The sequence below is a fragment of the Streptomyces sp. R-74717 genome (assembly GCF_047305335.1).
Lineage (GTDB): Bacteria > Actinomycetota > Actinomycetes > Streptomycetales > Streptomycetaceae > Streptomyces > Streptomyces atratus.
This window is the reverse complement of sequence record NZ_CP102361.1, coordinates 6,103,964-6,122,253: the sequence shown is the minus strand read 5'-3', so window position 1 is coordinate 6,122,253 and position 18,290 is coordinate 6,103,964. Positions and strand designations below refer to the sequence as shown.

Annotated in this window: 9 protein-coding genes; 5 read left to right on the top strand and 4 right to left on the bottom strand. The window is 70.9% G+C overall.

The annotated features are described in order from the left end of the window. Positions 1-136 precede the first annotated feature (136 nt). Both NRF20_RS28025 and NRF20_RS28020 read right to left on the bottom strand, forming a co-directional pair. Entirely contained in the window at positions 137-3,703 is a 3,567-nt protein-coding gene (locus tag NRF20_RS28025; protein ID WP_413754614.1) for a CDP-glycerol glycerophosphotransferase family protein, read from the bottom strand. A 114-nt stretch (positions 3,704-3,817) separates the two neighbouring features. Further along, positions 3,818-5,842 carry a CDP-glycerol glycerophosphotransferase family protein gene (locus NRF20_RS28020; protein WP_413753487.1) on the bottom strand — a complete coding sequence of 675 codons (2,025 nt, stop codon included), beginning with the start codon at positions 5,840-5,842 and terminating at the stop codon, positions 3,818-3,820. Between the two features lie 101 nt (positions 5,843-5,943). Between NRF20_RS28020 and NRF20_RS28015 the strand changes: the two genes are divergently transcribed. Then, the gene (locus tag NRF20_RS28015) at positions 5,944-9,495 is read left to right on the top strand and encodes a CDP-glycerol glycerophosphotransferase family protein (RefSeq protein ID WP_413753486.1); all 3,552 of its coding nucleotides are present in this window, start codon (positions 5,944-5,946) and stop codon (positions 9,493-9,495) included. A gap of 558 nt (positions 9,496-10,053) precedes the next feature. Here NRF20_RS28015 and NRF20_RS28010 read toward each other — a convergent pair. Beyond that, positions 10,054-10,662 carry a TetR/AcrR family transcriptional regulator gene (locus NRF20_RS28010; protein WP_398631915.1) on the bottom strand — a complete coding sequence of 203 codons (609 nt, stop codon included), beginning with the start codon at positions 10,660-10,662 and terminating at the stop codon, positions 10,054-10,056. 130 nt (positions 10,663-10,792) lie between these two features. On the opposite strand from NRF20_RS28010, the gene NRF20_RS28005 reads away from it, so the two are divergent. Genes NRF20_RS28005 through NRF20_RS27990 form a run of 4 tightly spaced genes read left to right on the top strand, consistent with a single transcriptional unit; the run spans position 10,793 to position 12,958 of the window. Beyond that, positions 10,793-11,734 (top strand): ABC transporter permease, encoded by a 942-nt coding sequence (locus NRF20_RS28005; protein WP_266361137.1) that lies wholly within the window; start codon positions 10,793-10,795, stop codon positions 11,732-11,734. After that, the gene (locus NRF20_RS28000; RefSeq protein WP_398631916.1) at positions 11,727-12,515 is read left to right on the top strand and encodes an ABC transporter ATP-binding protein; all 789 of its coding nucleotides are present in this window, start codon (positions 11,727-11,729) and stop codon (positions 12,513-12,515) included. The genes NRF20_RS28005 and NRF20_RS28000 overlap by 8 nt, the downstream gene beginning before the upstream one ends. Positions 12,516-12,532: 17 nt before the next feature. Then, positions 12,533-12,724 carry a hypothetical protein gene (locus NRF20_RS27995; protein WP_398631917.1) on the top strand — a complete coding sequence of 64 codons (192 nt, stop codon included), beginning with the start codon at positions 12,533-12,535 and terminating at the stop codon, positions 12,722-12,724. A 51-nt stretch (positions 12,725-12,775) separates the two neighbouring features. Further along, complete coding sequence (locus tag NRF20_RS27990; protein ID WP_413753485.1) at positions 12,776-12,958, top strand: hypothetical protein; 183 nt, start codon at positions 12,776-12,778, stop codon at positions 12,956-12,958. 75 nt (positions 12,959-13,033) lie between these two features. Here NRF20_RS27990 and NRF20_RS27985 read toward each other — a convergent pair whose 3' ends face one another. Continuing rightward, complete coding sequence (locus NRF20_RS27985; RefSeq protein ID WP_398631918.1) at positions 13,034-18,025, bottom strand: NAD-glutamate dehydrogenase; 4,992 nt, start codon at positions 18,023-18,025, stop codon at positions 13,034-13,036. Positions 18,026-18,290 lie beyond the last annotated feature (265 nt).

Sequence of the window (18,290 nt, the reverse complement as noted above, 5' to 3'; positions counted from 1 at the left end):
TCGATGCCCTGCGTGTCTGCGCAAACGTCCGAATCCCTGAATCACTCGATCGGTTCAGGCGGGGTGCGGTGGCCCCGGCGCCCCTGCCCGGCCGGCACCGGGACCGGCCGGGCTGCACGGACCACGGTCCGGCGGATCAGGGCCGGTCAAGGCCCTGGAGCATCCGGTCGACCACCCCCGCCGCCGCGTGTCCGTCGTCCAGGTCGCAGAAGTCCCGGAGGAATGCCTCGTACGCCTGCGCGTGGCCCCTGGTGGCCCGCTCCGGGTCGCGCAGCGCCTCGATGAGTCCGGCGGAGCCGGGGATCAGGGGGCCGGGGGCGCGGGCCTCGAAGTCGAAGCAGAAGCCGCGCAGGGTATCGCGGTAGTGCGCCAGATCGTAGGTGTGGAAGAGCATCGGGCGGCCGGTCTGGGCGAAGTCGAACATCAGCGAGGAGTAGTCGGTGACCAGCGCGTCGCTGATCAGCATCAGCTCCCCGACGCCCCCGTAGCGCGAGACGTCACGGACGAAGCCGCTGCCGCTGTCCGGGAGGCGGTCGGTGACCAGATAGTGGCGGCGGACCAACAGGACGGTGTCCGCGGCGAGTTCGCGTTCGGCGGCGGCCAGGTCGAGCTGCAGGTCGAGGGCGTAGCGGCCGCCGCCCTGCGGCCGGTCCTCGCGCCAGGTCGGCGCGTACAGCACGACCCGCTTGCCTTCGGGGATGCCGAGCCGCTCCCGTACTGCTGCGGCGACCTTGGTCCGGTCCGGGGCGTGGAACAGGTCGTTGCGGGGATAGCCGCACTCCAGGACCTCGCCCCGGTAGCCGAACGAGCGCCGCAGGACGGGGGTGGAGAAGCGGTTCGGGGAGACCAGGACGCTCCACTGGCGGGCGCGCCGCTCGATGGTGGCGATATAGGCGCTGTTGGCCTGAGCGGTGCCCGCGAGGTCGAGACCGATGCGCTTGAGGGGCGTGCCGTGCCAGGTCTGGACGACGCACTGGCCCTCGCGCCGCTCGAACCACTCCGGCAGCTGGGTGTTGGTGACGATGTGACGGCTGCGGGCCAGCGCCTCGTGCCAGGCGGCGGAGCCGTGCTCGACGGCCGTGGCTCCCGCCGGGATACGGGCCTGCTGGTCGCGCACCACCCACAGATGCTCCAACTCGGCGCCCCGCCGTGCCACTTCCTCATGGATCGCGCGCGGCGAGTCGGAGTACTGGCGGCCGTCGAAGCTGCTGTACAGCACGGTGTCGCGCAGGGGTGCCATGCGCAGGCCCCGGTACGCCTCGCGCAGCAGCCGCTTGCCGCGCGCACCGCGTTCCGCGGCGGTGAGCACCGATGCGCAGTTGATCAGCAGCTGGTCGTGGAAGCGCCGTTCGATGAGGTACTTCCGGCCCGCGAGGGTGCGGGCGGCGGGCAGGGTGCGGTGGGCGGCGGCCGGGATGCGCAGCGGGGCGTCGTACGCGTCGTCCCTCGCGCCCTTCTCGCGGAGGAAGAGGTACCAATGGCCCTGGCCCAGCGGCAGTTTCCCACCGGGTTCCTCGACGGCGTCCGGCCGGAGCGCGGCCCTGAACCGCCGCGCCCCGACGGCCCCGGAGGAGGTGAGGGGGAAGACGGCCTCCTCGCCGTGCCCGCTGTGCCGGGCCACCAGCGCTACGGGCCGTTCCGGGTCGTCGGGGAAGGTGCCCTCCAGAAGGAGCTGTCCGTCCTCCGTCCAGGTCGCCAGGTCGACGGCGGGTTGTACGGTGCGGTCGCTGATCAGCAGATTGCCGCGGGAGCTTGCGGTCAGACCGAGTTCGCGCCGCCGGTCGCCGTCCGTGCCCAGCGGGTAGCGGCCCGGCAGTACGGGCCCCGGCACATCGATCGGTGTCCTGCGCCCGTCCGGGCCGACGAGTTGCAGGCTGTACGGCAGCTGTGCGGGCGCTGCCCCCTCCCCCGCTCCCTGCCGGGCGTCGGCGAAGGCGCCGAGCGGGACATCGGCTGTGAAGCGCCGCCACCCCGCCGCCGAGGGCACGGCCCCCTCGTACACGGTCACCGGACAGTCGAAGGAGGTACCGGAGGCCCGGTGGGTGAGTGCGAGGCGCAGCGGTCCCTTGCCGAGACGGTCGCGGATCATCCCGTGGATCACCACGGTGCCTGCGCCGTCGCCCGTGCCGCCCGCGCGGTGCGTCTCGAAGCGGGCATCGATCCGCTCGGCGTGCAGCACGAGCCTGCCGCTCTCGAAGGAGGGCACGATCCGGTGGTCGCCGTCGGGCCGGTGCACGGGCGGCGGTGCGGCCGCCTCGCTCGTCGAGAGGTCGGAGCGGCGCAGCATGCCGTGCCCGGCGATGCCGACCTCCAGGTGCCAGGTGAGCCGTTCGAGGCTGCCGGCCGCATCGATGCGGAGCCTGGCCGGGTCGATGACGGTCTCGAAGCCGGAGCGGTCGTAGTCGTGCAGGCTCTGCCGGGACCGGGCGGTGGCCTCGGGTCCGGCGACCGTGCGCAGCCGGAGCGGCAGCACATGCCGTCGCCCCGCCCGCAGCCAGCCGGCCCGGAACTCGGTGCCGCGCGCGGTGGCGGGCAGATTCCGGATGTACGCGTACCCCTTGAGGTGCAGCTTGCCGCCCCGCCAGTGGGCGTCCTGCAGCCGGGCGGTGAGCGGCAGATCCCGGTCGGTGACCCGCAGCACCGAGCACGGCACCGGCCGGACGAGGACGGGGAAGGAGGCACTGCGGCGACGCACACCCCGTACCGCGAACGCTCCCGGCTCGGCCTTGTCGAAGGCGAGCAGGGCCAGCAGTTCATCGGTCCGCCGTTCGCGCACGAGGTGCCACATCAGGCGCAGTCGCAGCGGGAGCGCGTCGAGGACGGCCGGGTCGACCTGGTCGGTGAACTCGTTCGCGTAGGTGAGGAAAGCGCGCCGGTACTCCTCGTCGCCGTCGGGCAGCGCCTCCATGAAGTACCAGAGGTCGTTGGCGAGGACGTGCGCCTCGTACTGCCGTTTGTCGGCGGCGCCGCGGTGCTCGTCGAGGAACGTGGAGACGCCCAGCACGTGCGAGGCCCGGTCCTGGATACCGCGGACGACGGCGCGGCGGGTGGTGATCGAGCCCGCCCGGTCGCGCCAGTGGTAGACGGCGTCCTTCAGCACATCGACGGAGCGGGCCAGGAAGTGGGCGGGCAGGACGACCGGGATGTCCTCGTAGAGGGCGCCGACCGGGAAGGCGAAGGCGTGCTCGTCCCAGAAGGACCGGCGGAAGACCTTGTTGCAGGCGATCCGGTCGGCGGCGAGGTCCCAGTCGCGGGAGATGTGGGTGCGCAGCCGGGTCGTCGCCATGGGCTTGCGGAAGTTGGGCGACTGCTGGAGCTTTCCGGAGGCCCGCAGCCGCAGCACATTGCCGGACGCGATGTCCGAGCCGGTCTCGTCCAGGGCACCGACGAGGAGTTCGTACGCGCGGGGCGGGAGCACGTCGTCGCTGTCGACGAAGGCGAGATGGCGGGCGCCCGGGTCGCAGTGGCGGACCCCGGTGTTGCGGGCGTGCCCGAGTCCGCCGTTCTCCTGGCTCACCAGCCGGAACCGGCCGTCCTGTTCGGCGAACCCGGCGGCCAGGGCCGCGCTGTTGTCGGTGGACCCGTCGTCGACCATCACCACCTCCAGGTCGGCCATGGTCTGCTCCGCGAGGGACTTCAGGCAGTCCGTCAGATAGAGCTCGACGTTGTGGACGGGTACGACGACACTGAGCCGTGGCGGCATGTTGAGCACGTCCGTTCATCGGGGGCCTGGTTGTCCGTATGGCTCAACCCCGTGCGGGGCCGGGGGTCACCGGTTGCGGTCTTTCCCGAACGGGTGACATCGGCTGCGCCGCGCTTACTCGCTGTCGCTCAGGAACAGCCGCCGCACCACGCGCTCGGCCGCATGTCCGTCGTCGTACGGGCAGAAGCGCTCCCGGAACGCCGCCCGCAGCTCCGCCGTCCGCGCCGAGCACCATTCGCCCGTCCTGAACACTTCCAGCAGCTCGTCCTCACTGGTGGCGACGGCGCCCGGGGTGTCGCCGGGGCGTCCGGACAGCAGATCGAAGTAGGTGCCGCGCGAGGCCCGGTAGGCGGCCCAGTCCGGGGCGTGGCTGATGATCGGGCGGTCCAGGCAGGCGTAGTCGAACATCAGCGACGAGTAGTCGGTGATCAACGCGTCGGAGACCAGGCAGAGTTCCTCGACGGACGGATATGCCGTCACATCCACCACCCGGGCGCCGTCCAGCTGCGCCGAGCGGCCGTAGAAGTAGTGCGCCCGGACCAACACGACGTAGCCCCTTCCGAGTTCGCGGGCGAGTCGTTCCAGGTCGAGGTGGGGGACGAAGCCCTTGCGGTAGTCGCGGTGGGTGGGCGCGTACAGCAGCACCGTCCGGTCCGGGGCGAGGGAGAGGCGCTGCCGGATCGCGGCGGTCTGCTCGGGGGTGGCGGTGAAGAAGATGTCGTTGCGCGGGTAGCCGAGGTTCAGATGCTCGTAGCCGGACGGGTAGACCCGGTCCCAGATCTCGGTGGTGTGCGGGTTGGCGGAGAGGGAGAAGTCCCACTGGTCGGCGTGGGCGACGATCTTCTCGAAGCTGATGCCGTTGGTGAGGGCCGGGTAGGCGCGCTGGTCCAGACCCATGGTCTTCAGCGGGGTGCCGTGGTGGGTCTGGAGATAGCGCTGGCCGGGGCGTTTGGTGAAGCCGCCGGGGAAGCTGGAGTTGTTGATCAGGTACGTGGCGGTGGCCATCGCCCGCCAGTAGGCGCGGGAGCCCTCGATGACGTACGGGATGCCGGGCGGCATGCGGTCGCGGTGACGGGAGGAGACGGCCCAGACGCCCCGGATGTGCGGGGCGAGTTCGAGGGCCTTGGCGTGGATCGCGGCCGGGTTGCACGCGACGCCCCGGTTCCAATAGGCCCCGTACACCGCGAGGTCGGGGTCCAGGGGGCGGAGCAGATCCGTGCGGTAGGCGGCGCGCATGACGCGGGCCCGGAGCGTCTTCTTGCGGTGACGCAGGGCGGCCCGGGTGCGGGTGCGGCCGGTGCGGGCGGCTTCCCGGGCGCGGTGGACGGCGTAGTTGCCGGGGAGGGCTGCGGCGCGGTGGAGGGCGGCGCGGTCCTCTGGGGCGGTCCGGCCGGGGTCCGCGAGGACGGCGCGCAGGTGGTGGGTGCGCGCCGCCCGGATCCGTGGGTCGTGGCCCGTCTCGGCGAGCAGCCGTTCGTATGCGTCGAGGATCGCGAAGTGGTGGCGTCCCGGGGTGGTGGCGAAGGTGCCGGAACGGCGGATGCGGTGGCGGACACAGATCCGGTCGAGGGTGTCGAGAGTGCCGGCGTCGGAGGCGAGGAGGGTGGCACGGTGGACGGGGAGGACGTCCTCATAGGCGCCGTCGGTGAAGTGGAGACCGTGCGCGGTCCAGAAGGCGCGGCGGAAGAGGCGCGGGACGGCGGTGGAGAAGCCCTCGGCAACGGACGCCGGGGACGGGATGACGGGTGCCGGGGACGAGACGTCCCCCCACCAGTCGATGCGGTCGTGTCCGAGGAGGAGTACGTCCGGTTCGCTCGCGGCCAGCCGGCCGTTGATCGCTTCCAGGGCGCCCGGTCGCAGCAGGTCGTCGCCGTCGAGGAAGAGGAGAAACCGCCCCCGTGCCTCTGCCGCCCCGGCGTTGCGGGCCGGACCCGCCCCGCGGTGCTCGGCGAGGGTGATCACCCTGACCCTCGGGTCGCGCGCCGCGAACTCGGCGGCGATCTCGGCGCTGCCGTCCCTCGACCCGTCGTCGACGACGAGAAGCTCCAATTCACCGGGGCCCTGGCCCAGCACGGACTCCAGGCCCGCCCTGAGATATCCCTGAACGCGGTGGACGGGCACGACAACACTGAGGAGCATGGCAGCCGAGGGTAATCGCGCACCCACCGCGCGCCGAATCGCGTGTTCACCCGTTCGGGGCAGTGCCGGTGACCAGGCGCGTCCGCCCCGGTTGACCTGGCATGAAGCCGCGCCTCAGTGTCGTCGTCCCGGTCCACAACGTCGAGGACTACCTGGAGGACTGCCTGCGGTCGGTGGCCGAACAGTCGGTCGCCGACATCGAGGTGGTCCTCGTCGACGACGGCTCGACGGACGGCAGCGCGGCCCTCGCCAGGGCGTTCGCCGCCCGCGACCGCCGCTTCCACTACGTCCGTCAGCCCAACGCGGGGCTGAGCGCGGCCCGCAACACCGGCGTGCGGCACACCACGGCGGACGTGCCGTATCTGGCGTTCGTCGACAGCGACGACATCGTCGTCCACGACGCCTACGAACGAATGCTGGCGTCACTGGAGTCGACCGGCTCCGACCTCGCGACCGGCAATGTGTGGCGGCTGAAGGAGCAGGGGCGGCAGCAGGCCTGGCAGTACCGCTGGCTGACCGCCACCCGGGCCCGCACCCACATCAGCCGCGATCCGCGACTGCTCGCCGACCGGGTCGCCTGGAACAAGGTGTTCCGGCGCTCCTTCTGGGACCGGCACGCCTTCGCCTTCCCGGAGGGGAAGCTCTACGAGGACACCCCGGTGATGATCCCGGCGCACTTCCTCGCGGGCTCGGTCGATGTGCTGCACAAGCATGTCTACTACTGGCGGGTCCGGGAGGGGTCGATCACCCGACGGCGTACGGATGTGCAGGGCGTACGGGACCGGATCTCGGCGTGCGAGCAGGTCAGCGCGTTCCTGGCGGGCCGGGGCGGGGTGGCGAACGGCGGTGCGCGGCGCCGCTACGACCTCTCGTGCCTGCGCGACGACTTCGTGTACTTCCTGGAGGGGCTCGCGATGGGCGGGCCCGAGTACCGGGATGCGTTCATGGCGGACGCGGGGGCGTTCCTGGACCGGATGGAGCGGATGGACGGGGCGGCCAGGTCGGGCCGGGCAGTGGCCCATGAACTGCCGGTGGAGCTGCGGATCAAGTGGCAACTGGTGAAGGAACGCAGACTTGCGGAGCTGCTGGCCGTGCTCGCCTTCGAACGGGCCAACGGCGCCGGGACGTTCATGGTCGGCGGCGTGCCGGGGCGGCGGCAGGCCGGTTTCCCCGGCGTCCCGGACAGCACCCGCCTCGCCCGTACCGATCTCCCGGCCGTGGCACGGCTGTTGGAGGCCCAGTGGGGCGACGACGGGAAGCTGCTGCTGCGCGGTTACGCGTACATCCGCAATCTGCCAGCCGCGGCTCCGCGCCACTCGCTGAAGGTGGGCATGGTGCGCGCGACCCGCGGCCAGCATCTGCGGACAGTGCCGGTACGGAACGTTCCCGCACCCGAGGCGACCATCAACTCCGGTCAGCAGTTGCACAGTTACGACCACGCGGGTTTCGAGCTGGCTCTCGACCCGCGTCGGCTGCGGCCCGGCGGTTGGCTGGTTGGCATGATGGTGGCCGCTCATGGCACGGTCCGCCGGGTGGCCGTGCGGGCCGTGGAGGCGGGGTCCGTACAGCCGCTCGTCCATGACCTGGGCGAGGGACGGCGGGCGGTGCTCGACTACCTGGACGGGCGGCTGAGGCTGACCCTGGCGCAGCTGCCGGCCCGGTGCGAGGACCGTCGCATCGGCGAGGAGCTGGAGTTGACCGGCCGGCTGTACGGGGGCGCCCGGCCGAAGGCCCTGGTGCTGACCTGCGAAGGGGTGGCGGACCAGGAGTTCGGCCACCCGGTCGAGTGCCTGGCGGGCGACCGTTTCACGGTACGGATTCCGCTCACCGACCTCGCCGGGATGGCGGCCGCACCACAGGCACCGCACCGGGCGCCCCGCGAGGTCGAGCCGGAGCCCGGCGGGCGGTGGCGGGCGCGGCTGGTGCTGGCGGACGGGTCGAGGGTGCCGCTGGCCGCGGCCCCGGAGGCGGCGCCGCCGGTCGTGGCCGATGCGGCGGGCGAGCTGGTGCTGGACCTGAGCGGGCAGCCGTTCGTGGACGGGGCGGCGTGGACGTCGGACGGTGCGCTGCGGGTGGAGGGGGTGACCGGCGCCGGAACGGGCGTACGGGAGGACGAAGGCCCGGCCCACCTCGTACTGCGGCACGACGCACTGCGCGAGACGGTGACGGTGCCCGTCACACATGAGGAGCCGCGCGCGGCAACGTACGGGGAAGCACGCGCGGGGGCGCCCGAAGAGGCTTGCGAGGGGGCTTACGAGGGGCGCCGCTTCACCGCGTTCCTCGCGCCCTCGGTGGCCGCGGGGCTGCACGAGGGCCGCTGGGACGCGTATCTGGGCGGCCGGCCGGTCCGTGTACTGACCGCACTCACCGCCCGTCTGCCGCTCCGCCGCACGGGGGCGGACTCCACGGCCCCCGCACCCGGCCGGGAGTTCGCCCTGGACCGCAGGTTCGGCGACCGGCTGACCGTGCACGCCGGACCGGTACTCGCGGTCGCCGAGCGGGGCGCGTACCGCCGGGCCGAACTGCGCGGCACGCACTATCCGGCCCGGCGCGCGCTGCCGCTGCGGGACGCCGTCCTCTACACGGGCGGCGCCTCACCGCGCGCCGTCCACGCCGAACTCCTGCGCCGGGGCGTGGAGTCGGAGCACCTCTGGGTCACCGACGGGCTCCACGGACACATCCCGTCCGCCGCCGCCCCGGTCATCGAGCACAGCGCCGCCTGGTACGAGGCGCTGGCGCGGTCCCGCCGGATCGTCACCGCCGACCAGCTGCCCGAGTGGTTCGAGCGGCGGCCCGGCCAGACCGTCGTACAGACCTGGCACGGCACCCCGCTCGGCCGCTTCGGCACGGATCTGGGCGGCACCCTGTACGCCGACCACCACCAGCTCGCCTCGCTGCCGCGCCGGGCGGCCCAGTGGTCCGTCCTGGTCTCTCCCAGCCGCCACTCCACCCCGCTACTGCGTCGCGCTCTCGGCTACGGGGGCGAGGTCCTGGAGGCGGGTTCCCCCGCCAACGATCTGCTCTTCTCGGCCGACCGGGCCAAGACCGCCGAGCGGGTACGGCGCAGGCTCGGCATCCCGGACGGCCGCCGGGTCGTGCTGTACGCGCCGACCTACCGTGACCAGCTGGCCCACCCGTCCGGCACCGGGGGCGAGCGGCCCCGCTACCGCTGGGATCCGGCGCTCGACCTGGCAGCGCTGGCGCGCTCCCTCGGCGACGGCCACACCGTGCTGGTGCGGCGCCATCCACAGGTGACCGGGAGCGTGCCCGAGGGACACGGCGTACGCGATGTATCGGCGCACCCGGACACCGCGGAGCTGCTGCTGATCGCCGATGTACTGGTCACGGACTATTCGGGGCTGATGTTCGACTACGCGCACACGGGCCGTCCGATGCTCTTCCACACCTACGACCTGGAGCACTACCGCGACACGGTGCGCGGTTTCTGTCTGGACTTCGAGACCCGGGCGCCGGGGCCGCTGCTCGTCGGCACGGACGAGATCGCCGGGATCCTGCGCGATGCCGGCACCCTGACCGCGTCGGCGGCCCGGCACGCGGAGGCGTACGAGAGTTTCCGCCGGGATTTCTGCGACCTGGACGACGGCGGGGCGGCGGCGCGGGTCGCGGACCGGCTGCTCGCCGAGGGGTTGTGAGCTGCTGTCGGTTTACTGAGCCGGGGTGAGTGGTGGCGTGTGGGAGTGAGTCCTGGCGGTGGGTTCGCGGCGGTGGGCACGGGGGTTCTGGAGTCGAATGGGTGACCTTGGTGACTGTTGCTCGTTGGGCTGGGTGGCGGGTGTCCGGCCTGGGAGTGATGTGGGGTGCCCAGCACTGGCAGAAACCGCTGGCCACCCCCAAGCGAAAGATGTCCCGTCACGATGTCGCCGGTATCGCGATCGGACGACGCGCCCTCGGACACCCGATCCGGGATGGGGCATCCCCTGCTCGAACGGAGTTGAGAGCTTGGGGAAGGACGGCACCGCCCCCACACGACCGGAGCTTTCGTGCGGGGCATCGGACCGCCCAGGCCAGGCCAGGCACCCGAGGGCGTGAGGGAACCCGCCCGTCCACAACGGACCGGCCCCCTGGAGGGCCGTCGCCGAGCGGGAAGCGAACGCGGGGGGACCAGTGCATCCAAAACCGTTCGGGATGTGCCCAGTACGCAGCAGTGAGTTGAAGACTCGCTTACGCACACTGGTTAGGAACGGTAGTACCTACCCGGCTCTGAGTGCGGCGACGGCGGATGCCGCCAGGTCGTCGAGGTAGCCCTTGGGCAGCGGGGTGCGGACGACTGCGAGCCGCCAGTAGAGCGGGCCGACGATCAGGTCCAGCGCACGGTCCGGGTCGCTGTCCTCGGGCAGCTCGCCGCGCGCCACGGCGTCGCGTACGACCACGGCGGCGATGCCCTGATGCGGGTCCAGCAGGGCGGCCTTGATCGTCTCGGAGATCTCCGGACTGCGGGCCGCCTCGACCAGCAGGTCCGGGATGACCTGCGAGGCGACGGGGTGGCGCAGGGCGTAGGAGGCGAGTTCCAGTACGGCGCGGACATCCCCGTACAGCGAACCGGTCGCCGGAGCCGGCATGCCCTGGACGGCGACGGCGGAGACCAGGTCGAGGACCAGGGCCAGCTTGGACTTCCAGCGGCGGTAGACGGCGGTCTTGCCGACGCCCGCGCGCCGGGCGATGCCCTCGATCGACATCCGGGCGAAGCCCACCGCGGCCAGCTCCTCGAAGACGGCGCTGCGAATCGCATCGGTGACGTCCTCGCGCAGCACAGCGGCTCCGGCGGGGACACGGCGGCGGGTTCCCGGGTCGGTGGTCATGGCCAAATCATAGTCCGTAACGACGAAACGGTTGCGTTGCGACGTGGATGCGCCCTACCCTCGACGTTGCGACGATACGGTTCCGTCCCGTCGGTCTTCTCGTGTTCCTGCCCTCCCGTCGAAAGCGATCGTGGTGAGCCAGACAACAACACCAGCGGCCCCGGCCGACACCCCCGCCGGTACCCGCCTCCCGGTGTACGCACCGGGTGAGCTCGCCGCGCTCGCCGCCCGGCACGGACTGACCATGAGCGGGGCCCGGCCCACGCTGGGCGCGTACATCCGGCAGCTGTGGGGGCGGCGGCACTTCATCACGGCGTTCGCCACCGCCAAGCTGACCGCCCAGTACAGCCAGGCGAAGCTCGGCCAGATCTGGCAGATCATGACCCCGCTCCTGAACGCGACGGTCTACTACTTCATCTTCGGCGTCCTGATGAACACGAAGCGCAACGTCGAGGACTTCGTTCCGTTCCTCGTCACCGGCGTGTTCATCTGGACCTTCACCAGCAGCTCGATCACCGCCGGCACCCGTGCGATCAGCGGCAACCTCGGCCTCGTCCGGGCCCTGCACTTCCCGCGCGCCTCGCTGCCGATCGCGCTGGCCCTGCAGCAGCTCCAGCAGCTGCTGTTCTCGCTGGGCGCGCTGGTGATGATCCTGGTGGGGTTCGGGCAGTTCCCCAGGCCGTCCTGGCTGCTGGCGATTCCGGCGCTGTTCCTCCAGGCGGTGTTCAACACCGGCGTCTCCATGGTGGTGGCACGGCTGGCCGCCCGGACGCCGGACATCGCCCAGCTGATGCCGTTCATCCTGCGCACCTGGATGTACGCCTCGGGCGTCATGTGGAGTGTGGACACGATGCTCAAGGGCGACCGGGTTCCGCACTTCGTGATGGTGATGCTGGAGTGCAATCCGGCGGCCGTCTTCATCGACCTGATGCGGTTCGCGCTCATCGACAGCTTCGGCGCGTCCCATCTGCCGCCGCATGTGTGGGCGATCGCCGCGGGCTGGGCGCTCGTGTGCGGCGTGGGCGGATTCGTGTACTTCTGGCAGGCGGAGGAGCGGTACGGACGTGGCTGACAACGTGACTGACTACAACGAGCGGGTGCCGACCGTCGTCGTGGACGACGTGCACATCACGTACAAGGTCAATGGCGCCCGTACCGGAAAGGGCAGCGCCACCTCGGCGCTCAGCCGGATCGTCTCGCGCCGGCAGACCCCCGGGGTGCGCGAGGTGCATGCCGTGAAGGGGGTGAGCTTCGCCGCGTACAAGGGCGAGGCCATCGGCCTGATCGGTTCCAACGGCTCGGGGAAGTCGACGCTGCTGAAGGCGATCGCCGGTCTGCTGCCCGCGACGAAGGGCCGGGTGCACACCCAGGGCCAGCCCTCGCTGCTCGGGGTGAACGCGGCGCTGATGAGCGATCTGACCGGCGAGCGCAACGTCGTGCTCGGCGGCCTCGCCATGGGCATGACGCGGGCCCAGATCCGCGAGCGCTACCAGGGGATTGTCGACTTCTCCGGCATCAACGAGAAGGGCGACTTCATCACCCTGCCGATGCGGACGTACTCCTCCGGAATGGGCGCGCGGCTGCGCTTCTCGATCGCGGCCGCCAAGAGCCATGACGTCCTCCTGATCGACGAGGCACTGTCCACCGGCGACGCGAGGTTCCAGCGGCGCAGCAAGGAACGGATCATCGAGCTGCGCAAGGAGGCCGGCACGGTCTTCCTGGTCAGCCACAGCAACAAGTCGATCACCGAGACCTGCGACCGGGCGATCTGGCTGGAGGCGGGGACGCTGCGGATGGACGGTCCGGCGGACGAGGTCGTGGCCGAGTACGAGAAGTTCACCGGCAAGAAGTAGCGGCGCGGGAAGGAGCGGTGCGGGAAGGAGTGGCGCGGGCGACGGTCCGGGCGGTGCGTAGCGGCTGCCTCGCCGGCGCGCTGGACGCCGTCCGCACCGCCAGGGTCATCCACCGCGACATCAAACCCGGCAACCTGCTGCTCGCCGCGAGCGGCCCCTGGCTGCTCGACAGGTCGGACCGCCCACCGATGTCTTCTCGCTCGGCCTGATCGCGGCCCTCGCGGCGACCGGCCGCCATCCGTACGGGCTCGCAGTCCGACGTGCTGCCGTCCGAGATCAGAGAGAAGGAGCTCCAGCGCGGCCAGACCCTGCCGGTGGGCACCCGCCTCTGCACGGTGACGTCCGACGGCAATCTGGCCATGCTGAAGATCACGAAGGTGGAGAGGCGCGCCACCAACGATCTGCCGGACTACTTCACCGAACTCACCCTGTGGCAGCAGTGAATATCGAGCCCGTCCGGCAATTGGGGGCGGGGCGGTTGCCGGGCACCCCGGCAACCGCCCCGCCCCCACCAACCCCTACGCGTGCGTACGCAACAGCGTCCGCATCGTCCGCATGGCCACCGACAGATTCGCCAGATCGAACGCGTCCGACCCCTGAATCTCCTCAAGCGTGGAGCGCGACCGGGTAAGGATCGCCGCGTTCTTCTCCTCCCACGCCTTGAACCGCTCCTCCGGCGTAGAGCTCCCGTTGCCCACGGACAGCACATCCGCGGTGAGCCCGGCGTGCGCGGCGTACAGGTCCTCGCGGATGGAGGCGCGGGCCATGGACTGCCAGCGGTCGGCCCGCGGCAGCTCGATGATCCGGTCCATCAGCTGGGTGACGCCCAGCCGGTCCGCGAGGTCGTAGTACACCTCGGCGACGGAGAGCGGGTCCTTGCCGGTGCGGTCCGCGATCGCCACGATGTCCAGCGCCGGGAAGGCGGAGGAGAATCCGGCGACCCGCTGGGCCAGCTCGCCCGGGACACCCGCCTCGGTGAGCTCGTCCAGGATCGACTGGTACCAGTCCAGGTCGGCGCCCATCAGCATCTTGGGCAGTTCGGCCCAGACCTGCTCGACACCCGCCTTGAAGAAGTCGATCGTCCCGGCGATCTCCAGCGGCTGCGGCCGGTTGCCGAGCAGCCAGCGCGAACCGCGCTCGACGAGCCGGCGCGAGTGCAGCCGGATCCGGGTCTGCACATCGGCGGCGACCTTGTTGTCGAGCGCCTCGACGGCGTCCCACACCTGGCCGAGGCCGAAGATCTCGCGGGCCGCGAACTGCGCCCGCACGATCTCCTCGATCGAGGCACCGGTCTCTTCCCGCAGCCGGTGCAGGAAGGTCGAACCACCGGTGTTCACGGTGTCGTTGACCAGGACCGTGGTGATGATCTCGCGACGCAGCGCGTGCCCGTCGACCGCCTCGGGGAACTGTTCGCGCAGTTGCTGCGGGAAGTAGGCGTGCAGCAGCTTCTGCAGGTGCGGGTCGTCCGGCAGGCTGGTCTTGATCAGCTCCCGGGCCGCCGTGATCTTCGTGTACGCGAGCAGCACGGCCAGCTCGGGCTGGCTGAGCCCCTTGCCGGCGTTCAGCAGTTCGCGGATCTGCCGGTCGGTGGGCAGGAACTCCAGCCCGCGGTCGAGGTCCCCGTCACGGACCAGCCGGCGCATGAAGCGCTGGTGGGCATGGAGCAGGGACGCCGACTGAGTCGTGGCGTTGGCGAGCGCCACGTTCTGCGCGTAGTTGTTGCGCAGCACCAGACGGCCGATCTCGTCGGTCATCTCGGCGAGCAGCTTGTTGCGCTGCTTGACGGTCATGTCGCCGTCCCGGACCAGACCGTTGAGCAGGATCTTGATGTTCACCTCGTGGTCGGAGGTGTCCACACCGGCGCTGTTGTCGATCGCGTCGGTGTTGATCCGGCCGCCGTTGCGGGCGAACTCGATCCGGCCGAGTTGGGTGGCACCGAGGTTGCCGCCCTCGCCGACGACCTTGGCCCGCAGGTCCTGGCCGTTGACGCGGATCGCGTCGTTGGCCTTGTCGCCGACGTCAGCGTTCGACTCGGCGGACGACTTGATGTACGTACCGATGCCACCGTTCCACAGCAGATCGACGCGGGCCTTGAGGATGGTCTGCATCAGCTCGGCGGGCGTCATCTTCGTGACACCCGGCTCGATCCCGAGCGCCTCACGGATGTGCGCGTTGACCGGGATGGACTTGGCGCTGCGCGGGTGGATGCCACCGCCCGCGGAGAGCAGTTCCTTGTTGTAGTCGGCCCAGGAGCTGCGCGGCAGGTCGAAGAGGCGGCGGCGCTCGGCGTACGAGGCGGCGGCGTCCGGGCTGGGGTCGATGAAGATGTGCCGGTGATCGAAGGCGGCGACGAGCCGGATGTGCTCGGAGAGCAGCATGCCGTTGCCGAACACGTCACCCGACATGTCACCGACACCGACGACGGTGAAGTCCTCGGTCTGGGTGTCGTGGCCGAGCTCGCGGAAGTGCCGCTTGACGGACTCCCAGGCGCCGCGGGCGGTGATGCCCATGCCCTTGTGGTCGTAACCGGCGGAGCCACCGGAGGCGAACGCGTCGCCGAGCCAGAAGCCGTACGAGACGGCGACCTCGTTGGCGATGTCGGAGAACTTCGCGGTGCCCTTGTCGGCGGCGACGACCAGGTAGGTGTCGTCCTCGTCGTGCCGGACGACGTCCTTGGGCGGCACGACCGCGCCGGCCACCATGTTGTCGGTGATGTCGAGCAGCGCCGAGATGAAGGTGCGGTAGGAGGCGATGCCCTCGGCCATCCAGGCGTCACGGTCGACGGCCGGGTCCGGGAGCTGCTTGGCGACGAAGCCGCCCTTGGCGCCGACCGGCACGATGACGGTGTTCTTCACCATCTGCGCCTTGACCAGGCCGAGGATCTCCGTACGGAAGTCCTCGCGCCGGTCCGACCAGCGCAGACCGCCTCGGGCGACCTTGCCGAAGCGCAGGTGCACGCCCTCGACGCGCGGCGAGTAGACCCAGATCTCGAACGCCGGGCGGGGCGCCGGCAGATCCGGGATGGACTGCGGGTCGAACTTCATCGAGACGTAGTTGTGCGGCTTGCCGTCGTCCACCGTCTGGAAGAAGTTGGTGCGCAGGGTGGCCTTGATGACGGTGAGGAAGGACCGCAGGATCCGGTCCTCGTCGAGCGAGGCGACCTGGTCCAGGGCCCCGTCCAGCTCCTCGAGGAGCCCGTCGGTCAGCTCCGTACCGGCCCGCTGGCGCTCGGGCGACATCCGCGCCTCGAAGAGCGAGACCAGCAGCCGGGTGGTGTGGACGTTGTTACGGAGAGTGCTCTCCATGTAGTCCTGGCTGAAGGTCGATCCGGCCTGACGCAGGTACTTCGCGTAGGCGCGCAGCACCATCGCCTGCCGCCAGTTCAGACCGGCGCCCAGCACGAGCGAGTTGAAGCCGTCGTTCTCCGCCTCACCGGTCCACACGGCGGCGAAGGCGTCCTGGAACCGGTCGCGGGCGTCGTCGGCGAGATAGTTGCCGCTGCCGTTGGTCTGCGGCATCCGCAGACCGAAGTCGTAGATCCAGGCGTGCGTACGGTCCGCACAGCGCAGCTCGTACGGTCGCTCGTCGACGACCTCGACACCGAGCCGCTGGAGGGCCGGGAGGACCGCGGACAGGGAGACCTGCTCGCCGGTCCGGTAGATCTTGAAGCGGCGCTCGCCGGGGCCGGCACCGACCGGCTCGTACAGGCTGAGAGCGAAGTCCTTCTGGTCCTTCTTGAGCGCTTCGAGGTGGACCAGGTCGGCCACGGCGGCGCGCGGCGTGTGGTCGGCCTTGTAGCCCTCGGGGAACGAGTGGCCGTACTGACGCATCAGCTCGGCGGCGCGCTCCTCGCCGCACTCGGCGTTCAACGCCTCCTGGAAGCCGTCGGCCCAGGAGCGGGCGGCCTCGACGAGCCGGGCCTCGATGCGGTCGGCCTCGGCGTCGGTGAGGTCGGGCAGCTCGCTGCCGGGGGCGACCCGGACGACGAAGTGCAGCCGGGAGAGGATCGACTCGGTGTTCCAGGCGGTGAAGTCGACGCTGGTGCCGCCCAGCTCCTCCTTGAGGATGTCGATCAGGCGGAGCCGCACACCGGTGGTGTAGCGGTCACGCGGCAGGTAGACGAGCGCGGAGTAGTAGCGCCCGTACTCGTCCTGGCGCAGGTAGAGCCGCAGCCGGCGGCGCTCCTGGAGGTACAGCACGGAGGTGACGATGGAGCGCAGCTGGTCGACGGGCGTCTGGAAGAGCTCGTCGCGCGGGTACGTCTCCAGGATCTGCACCAGGTCGCGGCCGTCGTGGCTGTTGGGCGAGAAGCCCGCGCCCTCCAGCACTTCGGCGACCTTGCGGCGGATGACCGGCACCCGGCGCACGGACTCCGTGTAGGCGGCGGACGAGAACAGTCCGAGGAAGCGGCGCTCACCGACGACATTGCCGTCGGCGTCGAACTTCTTCACGCCGACGTAGTCGAGGTAGCTGGGGCGGTGGACGGTCGACCGGCTGTTGGCCTTGGTGAGGATGAGGAGCTTGTGCTCGCGGGCCTTGGCCCGGGCGTCGGCGGGCAGCCGGTCGAAGGACGGGCTGACGGGGTGTGCCTCGTCGACGCTGTGGTGCGGGTCGGAGCGCAGGATGCCCAGGCCGGTGCCGGGGACGGCGGCCAGCGCGTCGGTGTCCTTCAGCTCGTACTCGCGGTAGCCGAGGAAGGTGAAGTGGTCGGCGGCGAGCCAGCGCAGCAGCTCCCTGGCCTCGTTCACCTCTTCGTCGGCGAGGCCGTCGAGCGGCTCGCCGGGCAGGTCGTCGGCGATGCGCAGTGCGGCGTCGCGCATCTTCTCCCAGTCCTCGACGGTCTCCCGTACGTCGGACAGCACCCGCAGCAGATCGGTGGCGATCTGCTGGAGGTCGGAGCGGTCGGTCTCACGGTCGATCTCGACGTGGATCCAGGACTCGACGAGCGCGTCGTGCGGCAGCTCGGTCCCGGCGCCCTTGGCACCCTTGGCGTCCTGGCGGCCCTGCAGGCTCGTCGCGATGCCGTTGCCCTCGGCAAGGACCTCGATGAGCTTGCCGGTGACGTCGCGGCGTACGACGACCTGCGGGTGGATCACGACATGGATGCCGCGCCCCTGCCGGGAGAGCTCATTGGTGACGGAGTCGACCAGGAACGGCATGTCGTCGGTGACGACCTCGACGACGGAGTGGCTGCACGTCCAGCCGTTCTCCTCGACGGTCGGGGTGTGCACCCGGACGTTCGCGGTGCCCTGCGGGCGTGTCTCCGCGAGCCGGTAGTGGGAGGAGGCGGCGCCGAAGACGTCCACGGGGTCGCGGCCCGCGATGTCCTCCGGAGCGGTGTGCAGGTAGTAGCGCTGGAGGTAGGCGAGGAGTACGTCCTGCCCGGGACGCTCCTGGTCGGCCTCGGGGGTACCGCCCGGGCCACCGACACCACCGCCCGGGCTGTTGTCAGCTACCTTGGCGGCCCGTGCGAGCAGCTCGGCCTTGGCTTCGTCCAGCTTGGTCTGCATGTCCTCTGGCTCCTGTCGCGCGCCGTTGCGTGACGTAGGTGAAAAAGGCGACGTACCGCCACGACACGGGGTTTCCGGTCTGAGTCGACGCTATGCCGCTATGAGAGATGCCCGGGACCATATTGGCCATTTTTGGCAGTCGGCCCGGGCTGTGAGGATCAGTGATAGCCCGGGTGCTGTGGCACTCCGGGCGCAGGCCGGGGGCTTCGCTGCCCCCGAGGCGTATCGCGCTGATCACGGGGTCCAGGCTATCTCGCCCGCCCCC

What these genes read in the sequence shown, in the direction of transcription:
- NRF20_RS28025 (WP_413754614.1), bottom strand. Translation starts at nt 3,703, where the DNA reads ATGCCGCCACGGCTCAGTGTCGTCGTACCCGTCCACAACGTCGAGCTC.
- NRF20_RS28020 (WP_413753487.1), bottom strand. Translation starts at nt 5,842, where the DNA reads ATGCTCCTCAGTGTTGTCGTGCCCGTCCACCGCGTTCAGGGATATCTC.
- NRF20_RS28015 (WP_413753486.1), top strand. Translation starts at nt 5,944, where the DNA reads ATGAAGCCGCGCCTCAGTGTCGTCGTCCCGGTCCACAACGTCGAGGAC.
- NRF20_RS28010 (WP_398631915.1), bottom strand. Translation starts at nt 10,662, where the DNA reads ATGACCACCGACCCGGGAACCCGCCGCCGTGTCCCCGCCGGAGCCGCT.
- NRF20_RS27985 (WP_398631918.1), bottom strand. Translation starts at nt 18,025, where the DNA reads ATGCAGACCAAGCTGGACGAAGCCAAGGCCGAGCTGCTCGCACGGGCC.